General features: G+C 69.2%; 9 protein-coding genes. 4 read left to right on the top strand and 5 right to left on the bottom strand.

The window, feature by feature from the left end; genetic code table 11:
- The first annotated feature begins 194 nt into the window (after nt 1-194).
- On the top strand, nt 195-629 hold the full coding sequence (locus D187_RS25160) for a MerR family transcriptional regulator (RefSeq protein ID WP_002621785.1): 435 nt from the start codon (nt 195-197) through the stop codon (nt 627-629).
- 2 nt (nt 630-631) lie between these two features.
- On the opposite strand, the gene D187_RS55445 is transcribed toward D187_RS25160, so the two are convergent.
- The 4 genes from D187_RS55445 to D187_RS25145 all read right to left on the bottom strand — a co-directional run bounded on the left by D187_RS55445 (nt 632) and on the right by D187_RS25145 (nt 5,605).
- Nucleotides 632-793, bottom strand: coding sequence for a hypothetical protein (locus D187_RS55445; RefSeq protein WP_002621783.1), 162 nt, complete (start codon nt 791-793; stop codon nt 632-634).
- A gap of 78 nt (nt 794-871) precedes the next feature.
- Nucleotides 872-2,035, bottom strand: coding sequence for an ATP-binding response regulator (locus D187_RS25155; RefSeq protein ID WP_002621782.1), 1,164 nt, complete (start codon nt 2,033-2,035; stop codon nt 872-874).
- A 7-nt stretch (nt 2,036-2,042) separates the two neighbouring features.
- A complete protein-coding gene (locus D187_RS25150) occupies nt 2,043-2,492 on the bottom strand; it encodes a response regulator (RefSeq protein ID WP_002621780.1) in 450 nt (149 codons plus the stop codon).
- Nucleotides 2,489-5,605, bottom strand: a complete 3,117-nt coding sequence (locus D187_RS25145; RefSeq protein WP_002621778.1) for a GAF domain-containing protein — start codon at nt 5,603-5,605, stop codon at nt 2,489-2,491. The genes D187_RS25150 and D187_RS25145 overlap by 4 nt, the downstream gene beginning before the upstream one ends.
- A gap of 298 nt (nt 5,606-5,903) precedes the next feature.
- Between D187_RS25145 and D187_RS58860 the strand changes: the two genes are divergently transcribed.
- Nucleotides 5,904-7,820 (top strand): TonB-dependent receptor family protein, encoded by a 1,917-nt coding sequence (locus D187_RS58860; RefSeq protein WP_002621776.1) that lies wholly within the window; start codon nt 5,904-5,906, stop codon nt 7,818-7,820.
- Between the two features lie 184 nt (nt 7,821-8,004).
- Here D187_RS58860 and D187_RS55440 read toward each other — a convergent pair whose 3' ends face one another.
- Nucleotides 8,005-8,577 (bottom strand): hypothetical protein, encoded by a 573-nt coding sequence (locus D187_RS55440; RefSeq protein WP_155893561.1) that lies wholly within the window; start codon nt 8,575-8,577, stop codon nt 8,005-8,007.
- A gap of 835 nt (nt 8,578-9,412) precedes the next feature.
- Here D187_RS55440 and D187_RS25135 point away from each other — a divergent pair.
- Both D187_RS25135 and D187_RS25130 read left to right on the top strand, forming a co-directional pair.
- On the top strand, nt 9,413-11,218 hold the full coding sequence (locus D187_RS25135; RefSeq protein ID WP_002621773.1) for an acyl-CoA dehydrogenase: 1,806 nt from the start codon (nt 9,413-9,415) through the stop codon (nt 11,216-11,218).
- Between the two features lies 1 nt (nt 11,219).
- On the top strand, nt 11,220-12,029 hold the full coding sequence (locus D187_RS25130) for a hypothetical protein (RefSeq protein WP_002621772.1): 810 nt from the start codon (nt 11,220-11,222) through the stop codon (nt 12,027-12,029).

Here is a 12,029-nt window from a genome sequence, read left to right as displayed (position 1 = left end):
TCACGCCCTTCCTGCCTCCTCCTCAACCAAGCCTGGGCGGTGAACGGTTACCCTCCGTCTTCCACTTCTCGTGAGGCGGGGGCACCCCCGACGGATGGGTGTGTAGACGATGCACGGAGTGGTGGGAGTTGCACCCGTACCGGCATCCGACAGAGCAGGAACTCGACACGCCCTGCGTTGAATGCCGCAAGTCGATGGATCCCGAGGAGCGTGCGGTGGAGGTGAACCGGCACTTGCTGGCGCGACTTAGCTCGGGCGAGGCCCTCCCGGTCTTGCCGGTCCCCACCGTGTCTCCAGTCCCAGGCCGCCAGCAGCGCAAGGCCAGCTCCGAGCTGTTGTCGAAGAAGGAGGCCGCCCGTCGCCTTGGGGTGGACCGGGCCACCACCCTGGCGCAGTTCATCGCCTTGGGTCGCATCAAAACGGTGGACGTCAACGGACACCAGCGCATCCCCGTGTCCGAGATCGAGCGCATCTTGAGCGAAGGCCTCCCCGCTACCGAGTCGCAGCGTCCCAATGTCCACCGGGCTCCGAAGGCGGCCATATCTAGTACGACTCGGTCACTTCGAACCCCCTCCGAGGAAGACTTCCCCTCGGAGAGCCGCAGCGCCCCTGGAGAAGTGACCGGGTAGTATTAGGGCACCATCGAGGCGCCCTGCTGCGTGGGCAGGCGCTGGTCCTTCGTGGCACGCCCCTCCAACGCCACGCGCCGGTCCCCCAACTTGCTCACGCCTCCGAAGATGATGGTGAACAGGATGGCGAGGAAGAACAAACCGAATCCAATGAGGAATCCCATGGAGCGACCTCCTTTTGGAACAAGGTAGGTCCCCCGACGAACCGGGGCAGCCCCACGGCCTCCGCGCATTCCATCGACTCAGACGCCCGCCAGCCCCCCGGGCGAGGAGCCGAGCGGGGCCGGGGCGGAGGGCGCCTGACGCGGCAGGTTCATCCAGAAACATGTGCCCTCGGCCTCCGTGGAGCGCACCTGGAGGGTGCCCCCGTGTGCCTTCACGATTTCATGGGTGATGTAGAGCCCGAGCCCCAACCCCGTGCGGGCCCGGGACACCTCGGCGCCGCGCACGAAGGGATCGAAGATGTGCGGCATCCGCTCGGCGGGGATGGGCGGGCCGCCATTGCGCACCTCCACCCGCACGCCCGGGCCCTCGTCGCACGCGCTCACCCGCACCACGCTGTCCTCGGGGGAGTACTGCACCGCGTTGCCCACCAGGTTGGAGGCCGCCTGGGCGATGCGGCCCATGTCCCACGCGCCCCAGCCGGTGCCGGACACGTTCAGCTCGAACTTGCGCCCCGGGTGCGCCACCTCCAGCTCCTCCACCACCTGCCGCAGCACGTCGTGCACGTTCATCTCCGTGCGCTGCAGCGTGTAGCCCCCGCCCAGGCGCGTGCGCGTGAAGTCGAGCAGGTCGCCAATCATCCGCGCCATGCGATCCGCGGAGTTGGAGATGCGGTGGACGGCCTTGCGCTGGGGCTCGGACAAGCCGCCGTAGCGCAGCAGCAGCGCGGCGTTGCCGGTGATGGCCTGCAGGGGGTTGCGCAGGTCGTGCCCGAGGATGCCGAGGAACTGCTCGCGAAAGAGCGCCGTCTGGCGCGCGGCCTCCTCGCGCTTGAGCCCCTCCTCCACGCGCTTGCGCTCGATGGCGTAGCGCAGCGCGCGCACGAGCAGCGGCCCCGTCACCTGCCCCTTCACGAGATAGTCCTGCGCGCCCGCGTGCACCGCGCGCATGGCGAGCTCGTCGTCGTCCGTGCCGGTGAGCACCACCAGGGGCAGCGTGGGCGCCGCCTGCACCATGCGCTGGATGTTGGCCAGCCCCTGTCCATCCGGCAGCGACAGGTCCAACAGCACCGCGTCCAGACCGGGCTCGCCCACCTGCGCCTCGGCCTCCGCCAGGCGCATGACGTGGCGCACGTCGACACTCACGGACGTCACCCGCTTGAGCTCCTCCTCGAACAACCGGGCATCTCCCGGGTTGTCCTCCACCAGGAGCAGCCGCAGCACGCGCCCTTCGTCCTTGCTCATGACGGCCTCAATCTCCTCCGGGCAAGCGCACCACGGAGAGCCAGAAGTCATCGATGGAGCGCACCACGGAGATGAACTGGTCCAGGTCCACCGGCTTGTTGATGTAGCAGTTGGCGTGCAAGTCGTAGGTGCGCAGGATGTCCTCCTCCGCCTTGCTCGTGGTGAGCACCACCACGGGGATGCGGCGCAGCCGGGCATCCGCCTTGATCTCCGCCAGCACCTCGCGCCCGTCCCGGCGCGGCAGGTTCAGGTCCAACAGGATGAGGTCCGGTCGCGGGGCATTGGCGTGTGCCCCCTCGCGGCGCAGGAAGGCGAGCGCCTCCACCCCATCGCGCGCGACGGAGAGGCGGTTGCTCACCTTGCCTTCCTTGAGGGCCTCGATCGTCAGGCGCACGTCGCCGGGGTTGTCCTCCACGAGGAGGATTTCGATGGGACGTCCAAGACGCTCGCCGTTCATGAGCTCGACCCCTTGTTCACGGGGAGGGAGGGAAGCACGGGCAGGGTGAACCAGAATACCGAGCCCTGGCCCGGGTAGGACTCCAGCCCGATGCGGCCACCGTGGCGCTCGACGATCTTCTTGCAAATGGCGAGTCCGATGCCCGTGCCGGGGTAGTCCTCCTTGTTGTGCAGGCGCTGGAAGATGATGAAGATGCGCTCGAAGTACTGCGGCTCGATGCCGATGCCGTTGTCCGACACGGTGAAGCGCCACGAGTCACCCTGGCGCTCGGCGTCCACCCGGATGCGCGTGGGCTTCGGGCCCCGGAACTTCAGCGCGTTGCCCACCAGGTTCTGGAAGAGCTGGGTGAGCTGGCTCTCGTCCGCCATCACCCGCGGCAGCGGGCCCTGGGTGATGCTGGCGCCCGTCTCGTCCACCAGCGTCTTGAGGTTGGCGAGCGCCTTGTCCAGCGCGGGGCCCGCCTCCACGGGCTTGAACTCGTGGCCCTTGGTGCCCACGCGCGAGTAGGCGAGCAAGTCCTGGATGAGCCGCTGCATGCGGGTGACGCCATCCACCGCGAAGGCGATGAACTCGTCCGCGTCCGAGTCCAGCCGCCCCTTGTAGCGCCGCGCCAGCAGCTGCGTGAAGCTGGCCACCATGCGCAAGGGCTCCTGCAGGTCGTGCGAGGCCACGTAGGCGAACTGCTGCAACTCCTCGTTGGAGCGCGCCAGCTCCGTGGCGTGGGCCTGCAGGGCCAGCTCGGCGCGGCGGCGCTCGAGCCCCTGGGACAGCGCCTCCGCCACCGTGGACAGGGTGATGAGCGTCTCCTCCTCCAGCGGCTGCATCCCGAAGAGGGTGAACACGCCCACGAGCTGCCCGCGCACCTGCAGGGGGATGCCCACGAAGGACGTCAGCCCCTGCGCCTCCAACCAGTCGCGTGCGCGCGCCACGCCCGGGTGGCGCAACGCATCGTTGGAGTGCAACAACTGACGGCTCTGGCCCACCCGGCCCGCGACGCCCTGGCCCGGCTCCAGCCGATCCATCTGGATGGACGGCGGGATGGACGGTCCCGCGTGCCCCTTGAGCCGCAGCACCTTCGCCTCCCGATCCCACGCCCAGAGCTGCGAGAGCGGAAACATGGGCAGACAGCGCGTCATCACCTCGGCGCACTCCTGCATCATCCGCTCGGGTGACACCTCCTGGGAGAGCACCTCGCTCACCCGGGCGTGCAGCGCCTCGAGCTGACGGGTGCGCTGCTCGCTCTCCAGCCGGCGCGAGGACTCCTCCGCGGAGCGCTGGGCGGTGACGTCCAGGCTCGTGCCCACCCACTCGCGCACCTCGCCCGGGGCCGAGTACAGGGGCACGGCACGCGACAAGATGGTCGCATGGCTGCCGTCCTTGCGGCGCACGCGCATCTCCACCTCGTAGGGCCGCTTGAGCGCCCGCCCCGCCTCCCAGCCCCGCCGCACCCGCTCCTGGTCATCGGGGTGCACCGCGCCCAGCCAGCCAAAGCCCCGGTACTCCTCGTACGTCTGCCCGGTGAACTCGCGCCACGAGGGCGAGTCCTCGAGGGCCAGCCCATCCGGACGCGTCACCCACACGGCCTGGGCGGTGGCGTTGATGAGCGAGCGGAAGCGCTCCTCCGCCTGGCGAGCGCTGGCGTACAGGCGCGCGTTGTCCAGCGCCACGGCGGCCTGCGCCGCGATGCCCTCGGCGAGCTGGGCATGCACCCGGGTGAATCGCGCCGGCTCGGGATGGACGAAGAACAACCCGCCCAGCACCTCCCCCGAGCGGCCCTTCACGGGCACCCCGAGGAAGCTGCGCACCGGCAGGTGCTTGGCGGACAGGCTCTGGAAGGGGCTGCTCTTGCCATACTCCGGATGCCGCGTCACGTCGTCGAGCAGCAGCGGGGGATCGCCGCGGAAGGTGGGTGCGAAGAGCGGGGTGCCCCGCGGCAGGGGCAGCGTGGACAGCCGCGAGGGCTCACCGTGCTCCTCCACGCGCTTCTCGAGGAAGGCGCCGAAGGACGCGCCCGTGAGGGACACCCCCGCCTCGGTGACGCTCTTGATGAGCCGCACGGGCTCCAGCTCCGAGGCGAGCAACAGGCCCATGCGGTGGAGCGTCTCGGCGACGCGCTGCTCCTCCTCCTTGCGCCGCAGGGCGACCTGGGCCTCGCGGTAGAGGCGCGCGTTGTCCACGGCCAGGGCGGCGCGCTCGGCGATCTGCTCGAAGAGCGCGACGTCCGCGGCGGAGAAGATCCGGTTGGACTCGGCGGAGATGAGCTGGAGGGCGCCCAGGACGCGGCCGCGGGCCTTGAGGGGTACCGTCACGGACGAGCGCAGACCCAGCTCGCGCACGATGCGCAGGTGCTCCGCGTCGCGGGTGAGCTTCGCCAGCGCCTCCTCGGAGAAGGTGGGGAGCCAGTCCGAGCGCCCGGTACGGATGACCTCGTAGACGCCCGAGGAGGCCTTGGGATCCGGGGGGTAGCGCCGGCTGAGCTCCCAGGCGAGCGCCACCTTCTCCGGGGCCACGTGCGCGACCCCGAACAACTGAACCATGCCGTGCTCGCCCACCATGCGCAGGGTGCACCAGTCCGCCAGCCGGGGCACCGCGAGCTTGGTGAGCGCGTCGAGCGTGGCCTCGTAATCCAACGGGGACGACGCCAGCAGGGAACTCGCCTCGGCGAGGACCTGCAGCGCGTCCACGGCCCGTTTCTGGTCCTCGATGTCGGTGCAGGTGCCAAACCACTTGACGACACGGCCCTCGGCGTCGCGCACCGGCTGGGCCCGTCCGATGAACCAGCGGTACACGCCATCGTGGCGCCGGCAGCGGTACTCCACGTCATAGGGCTCGCCGGTGCGCAGCGAGTGTTGCCAGCGCCGCTGCGCCTCCGGCACGTCCTCGGGATGGAAGGGCAGCTGCCACCCCTCGCCGTCCGTGTCGCCCGGCTTCCTCCCGGTGTAGTCGTACCAACGCTGGTTGAAGTAGTCGTGGTAGCCGTCGGGCCGGGTCGTCCACACGAGCTGGGGAATGGTCTCGGCGATCTGCCGGAAGAGGGACTCGCCCTCGGGACCGCTCGGTATCAGGCTCGACGGCGAAGAGACTTCCGGGGCGTGTTGCTCGGGGGCGTTCATGACAGGGGGGCGCGAGGACGTTAGCAGCGACGCGGCGCCCCCTCACGAGGGCCGTCCATACACCTTCGTCCGATTTCTATCACCCGGAGAGAAAGATGCGGTGGCGGAGCGCCCCGAAGCCGGGCAGACAGGCGCGGCTCCCCCTGCTTCCGAGCAAAGGTGTTCCCGGATGTCCTGGCTCCTCCCTGGCACGCTCCTGTCCCTCGCCCTCGCCCAAGCCCCTTCCCCGGCGCCCGAAACGCTCCCCTCCCCCGGAGAGGCTCCCGGAGAGGCTCCCAGAGAGACTCCCGGAGAGACGATGGTGGTGGCGCCCCGGGTGCCCACGCCCCTGAACCGCACCCCCGCGGCGGTGAGCGTCGTGGAGGGGGAGGACATCCAGACGGGCCGCCCCACCCTGGGCATGTACGAGGCCCTGGTGGGAGTGCCGGGGCTCGTGGTCCAGAGCCGCAACAACGCCTCGCAGGACCTGCGGCTGTCCCTGCGGGGCTTCGGGGCGCGCTCGGCGTTCGGCATCCGCGGCGTCACCGTGGTGGTGGATGGCTTCCCGGAGACCCTGCCGGATGGGCAGTCGAACGTGGACCTGCTGGACATGGCGATGGTGTCGCGCATCGAGGTGCTGCGGGGACTGGCCTCGTCGCTGTACGGCAACGCGGCGGGCGGCGTGGTGAGCCTCACCACCGAGGACGGCCCCGAGCGCCCCTCCGTGGAGGCGCGCACGGTGAACGGGGAGTACGGCCTGTGGAAGTTGAACGTGAAGGGCGGAGGGACGAGCGGGCCGGTGCGCTGGCTGGTGGGCGCGTCGCGGCTCGCGCAGACGGGCTGGCGGCGGCAATCGGCCACGGAGCAGGTGCTCTTCAACGGCAAGGTGGGCTGGACGCCTGGCGCGAACTCGGAGCTGACGGCGGTGCTGTCGCTGGTGGACGCGCCCGAGGCCCAGGATCCGGGCGCGCTGACGCAGGAGGAGCTGGAGGCCGAGCCCCGACAGGCCGCGCCGCTCAACCTGGCGGCCCGGGCGGGCGAGGCGGTGCGCCAGGGGCGGCTGGGGCTGACGTACCGGCTGCGCCTGGGCGAGGCGCACGCGCTGGAGGCCCGGGGCTTCCTGTCGCTGCGGCGCTTCCAGAACGCGCTGCCGGGAGTGGTGGTGGCGTTCGACCGGACGTTCGATGGAGTCTCGGCGCGCTATGACAACCGGGCGCCGCTGGGGGGCCTGCGCAGCCGCTTCGCCCTGGGGGCGGAGGTGCAATCACAGGCGGACCGGCGCAAGAACCTCGACAACGTGGAGGGCCGGCCCGGCGGCGCGGTGCAGCTCGACCAGCAGGAGAACGTGCTGGCGCTGGGGGTGTTCGCCCAGGAGGAGTTGGAACTCGTCGAGCACCTGACGGCCGTGGCGGGAGTGCGCTACGACGTGTCGCGCTACGCGGTGGAGGACTTCCTGAAGGAGGACGGGGACGCGACGGGGGCGAGGCTCTTCCAGCAGCCCACGGGGCGGCTGGGGCTCATCTGGGCGCCTCGGCAGGAGGTGTCTGTCTTCACGAGCTTCACCCAGGCCTTCGAGGCGCCGACGACGACGGAGCTGGCGCTGCCGCCGGGAGCGGGGGGCGGGCTGTCACGGGAGCTGAGGCCCCAGCGCTCCAACGGGGTGGAGGTGGGGGCGCGGGGAGTGCTCTGGAGCCGGCTGCGCTACGACGTGGCGCTGTACTCGGTGTGGCTGCGCGATGGGCTGGTGCGCTACGAGGACGAGTCGACGCGGGCGTACTACCGCAACACGGCGCGCTCGCGGCACGTGGGGGCGGAGGTGGCGCTGGAGGCGCGGGTGACGGAGTGGCTGCGGCTGCGGGCGGCCTACAACGCCCTGCGGGCCACGGTGGAGGGAGGCAAGCGCGTGCCGGGCATTCCCACGCACCAGGTGAGCGCCGAGGCGATGTACCAGCATGCGAGCGGCGCGCTGGCGGCGGTGGAGGTGTTCAGCACCGGGGGGATGTACGCGGACGACGCGAACACGGTGCGGGTGCCCATGGCCTGGGTGGTGAACGCGCGGCTGGCGCACCGCATCCCCATGGGGGGGTTCGAGCTGAGTCCCTTCCTGGGCCTGCAGAACCTGCTGTCGGCGCGGGCCAGCGACAACGTGCGGGTGAACGCGAGCCGGGGGCGCTACTTCGAGCCGACGCCTCCCCGGTCGCTCTACGGGGGACTGGGCGTGGCGCATCGCTGGTGAGACCACAGGTTTGCAGTGGGTCCCAACAACGTACGACGATCTCGACGTACGTCGAGACCGTCGTACGTCATTCTCATCGTACATCACGTGTGTTGGGAGGTACTCTGCCTCCTCCTAATTCAATGCAGCGAAGCACGGGGGACAACACAACCCCAGCGAGCGGGACTGGCGCGTATTTTCAGCATCATGGGATGCTGCTGGGCTCGCTCGTGAAGAGCGCATGGAAAAGAGTTGTCTCCGGGGGCGCTTTGAACTCAATGAAGAGAGGGACAGGAGTTTCAGCAATCTCACGAGGAACCACACTGCAACCGAACGTCGCCTCGATTTTCCTGGCCACCACACTGGCCGGGAAAGCCATATCAGGTGGAGGTTGCTCAAGACTGGCCTTATGGTTACGCAACCTTCCCCCCTCATATTCGCACTCCACGCCATACAAAATGTAGACGGGAGCCACTATACTTACGCAGCCAACGACAATCCAGCAGGATGATGGCGGCCGGGAATCCTTGTCCGGGTAGACGACACAACGAAAACTGGCATCAATCGGTGTGACCATGCTCCCAACCGCATAGCCAGGAAGCTCGTTCCTCAGCACACGCAAAAATGCATTCCACGGGTCCAGGCTCTCGAGCTTCTCATCCCACAACGCATCAAGCTTCCTCCTCTTAGGACTTGCCTCTTGCCTGACAAGGAACTCATTGCTCGAATCCCAGTATTCGTGGGCAACTGACAACAATTGCTCTTTCGAGAGGGTCATTGCCCTGAAACCTGGGAGGTGGGAACACCAAAAACAACCGGCTCTGCCTTCGAACTACAAATCGTCCTTACTCGCGAGCCCACGATCGCGGTGCTCATCCGCAAACGGTATGCCGCGATGAAGCTCTGACACAATGTATAGAGAGGTGGAGGGGACGGCTTGGTTTTCGTTGTAAGTACGGCGTATGCAGCGTCATTGGCAAGCTCAGCCGAAAGGCGTTGAGCAAGGGGAGTAGAGATGGGCCCATCTTTATTTTCTATCGGCATTTCGACGCCGAATATGCAGGTGTAAACCTCGCCTGTTGTTCCGTTCTTGACCTGCGCGTGAACGCAAGCGGCGCGCCACCCACCCTGCCCCAGTCTCCGTCTATGGAACAATCGTGACGAACTGAAAATGACTTGGTCGAATTCGGCCCGTCACGGCTGCCGCGCACCCCGACGACAGAACGGCGGACAACAGAAGCGCGGTCAACCGCGCAGACCCACCAGGAGTGGCTGCTCCACTCAACCGCGAACGCCCGGCGAAACCGACAGGCCTGATACTGGGTGTGAATGCGCCTGTGGCCGACTCTGGTGTCAGGATCATCTATTCTTCATTCTTCTCGGTGTTTTCACCGGAGTGACTGCGCCGGGCTTGTCTACCACGACCGCGCGGGGCGGAAGAAGACGCGGGAAGGAGTCAGCGAAACGCACGGTGAACGCGAGCCGGTGACGCGTCTTCGAGCCGACGCTTCCCCAGCCGCTCCACGGGGGTGTGGGCGCCTCCTACCGTCGGTGAGCAGAAGGTCTCAACGGACTGCTGGCAACGGCCCGGCCATGGGATAACGAGAGGAGCCATGACCGCTCCCGCCTCCAATCCCCTGCTCTCCGACCGCGACGTGGACTTCCAGCTCTATGAGGTGCTGGACGCGGAGTCGCTCTGCAAGCTGCCCGCCTTCGCGGACCACTCGCGCGAGACCTTCACCCTCTTCCTGGACAGCACGCGGCGCCTGGCGCGGGACGTGCTCGCCCCCACCTACCGGCTCATGGACTCGGAGCCGCCCACCTTCCGGGATGGCCGCGTCCACGTGCACCCGCTGATGCGCACGCTCTACCCCCAGCTCGTCGACCTGGGCCTGCTCGCGGCCACTCGGCCCGTGGAGACGGGCGGCCAGCAGCTGCCGCTCACGGTGTACTCGCTGGCCTCGGCCTACCTGATGGCGGCCAACCTCAGCGCCTACGCCTTCATCGGGCTCACCACCGGCGCGGCGCACCTCATCGAGGCGTTCGGCAGCGAGTGGCTCAAGGACACGTTCATGGCCAAGATGTACTCGGGCCAGTGGACGGGCACCATGGCGCTCACCGAGCCCCACGCCGGCAGCAGCCTCGCGGACGTGCGCACCCGGGCCACTCCCGCCGAGGACGGCACCTGGCGCGTCTCCGGCTCGAAGATCTTCATCAGCGGCGGAGACCACGACTTCGCGGAGAACGTGGTGCACCTGACGCTGGGGCGCATCGATGGCGCGCCCGCGGGTGTGCGCGGCCTGTCGCTCTTCGCCATCCCCGCGCGCCGGCCCGAGGGCGGACGGCTCGTGGACAACGACGTGCGCGTGACGGGCGCCATCCACAAGATTGGTTGGAGGGGCATTCCCAGCCTGGCGCTCAACTACGGCGAGGGCGGGGACTGCCGCGGATGGCTCGTGGGACAGGCGGGCAAGGGCCTGGCCCACATGTTCCAGATGATGAACGAGGCGCGCATCATGGTGGGCTTCAATGGAGTGGCCACCGCCTCGGTCGCCTACCAGGAGGCCCTGGCCTATGCGCGCAACCGGCCCCAGGGCCGCCTCTCCTGGGAGAAGGACGCCGCGCGGCCCCAGCGCCCCATCATCGAGCACGCGGACGTGCGGCGCATGCTCCTGCGCCAGAAGGCCATCGTGGAGGGAGGCCTGTCCCTGCTGTCCATGGCCTCGTGGCAGTCGGACGTGGCGGAGCACGGCGAGACGCCGGAAGCACGCGAGCGCGCGGGCCTGCTCGCGGACCTGCTCACGCCGCTGGCCAAGACGTTCCCCGCCGAGAAGGGCTTCGAGGCCAACACCCTCGCCATCCAGGTGCATGGCGGCTACGGCTACTCGACCGAGTACCTGCCCGAGGCGTGGCTGCGCGACCAGAAGCTCAACAGCATCCACGAGGGCACCACCGGCATCCAGGGGTTGGATCTGCTCGGGCGCAAGGTGGTGGCGGCGGGAGGCGGCGGCCTGCGCGCCTTCGTCGAGGAGGTGGAGGCCACGGTGGAGCGGGCGCGCCGGGCGGGCGTGGACGCTTCCTGGGGCGAGTCGCTCAACGAGGCGCTCCAGCGGGTGGTGGCGCTGACGATGGAGCTGGGACAGGCGGGCATGGAGGGCGACGTGGAGCGGATGCTGCGCCACAGCGCCGACTACATGGAGCTGTTCTCGGTGCTGGCGGTGGCGTGGCGGTGGCTCGCGCAGGCGGCCGCGGCGCGCGAGGGGCTCGCCCGGGGCACGGACGGCCGGGACTTCTACGAGGGCAAGCTCGCCGCGGCGCAGTACTGGCTGCACACGGAGCTGCCGCGCGTGGCCCCACTGGTGGAGCTGTGCCGCTCGGGAGAGGACTCGTACACGCGGATGCAGCCCGACTGGTTCTGAGATGTCCGTCTCCTTCCACCTGTGCCAGCCCGGCCGGGGCGCCTCGTGCGGGGCCTGCTGCGGCCTCTACAACTTCCGCGACCACTCGCGCGCGAGCCTCACCGCGCGCCTGAACGAGCAGACGGAGTCCTTCGCCTCGCTCCCCCCGAAGCACGGCGCGTGGCGCACCCGGGCCCTCGCCCTGCTCGAGTCGCGCCGTGCCTCGCCCCTGTTTCCGGCGGTGCGCGTGTGTCCGCTGCTGGGCTTCGTCGACGAGGGGCGCACCCGGGTGGGCTGCCTGGGCCACCCGAAGGTGACGGGGGGCGTGGACTTGCGCGACTGCGGCGTCTACCACGCCGAGCTGTGCGAGACCTTCACCTGCCCCTCGTTCACCTGGCTCACCGACGCCCAGGCCCGGCTCATCCAGGTGGCGTGCGCGGACTGGTACCTCTACGGCCTGGTGCTCACCGACGTGGAGTTCGTGCGCGGCTGTCTGCGGCTGCTCGAGTGGGAGCTGGCGGGGCCGGTGGACCCCGAGCGGCTCACCACCCATCCCGAGGCGCTCGACGCCGTGCGCCGGCTCTTCGCGCTCAAGGAGTCCGCGCCGGACCGGGGCACCCACGCCGCCGTGTTCGGCCGCTTCATTCCCGATACCGAGGGCGAGCCCCTCTCGCGCACGCTCGACTACGCGGCCCTGGGCGCACGCACCGCGCCCGAGGACGAGGTGGTGCTGTGCCTGGGGTACGTCCCCACCACGGAGGAGGAGCTCACCCGGGCGCGGGAGCTCGTCCGCGCGCACGTCCGGGCCGTGGCCGACGCCCTGTCCCACTGA

The sequence above is a fragment of the Cystobacter fuscus DSM 2262 genome (assembly GCF_000335475.2).
In the GTDB taxonomy this organism is placed as follows: domain Bacteria; phylum Myxococcota; class Myxococcia; order Myxococcales; family Myxococcaceae; genus Cystobacter; species Cystobacter fuscus.
Note: the sequence above shows the minus strand (reverse complement) of the source record. Positions and strands in the feature narration are given on the sequence as shown.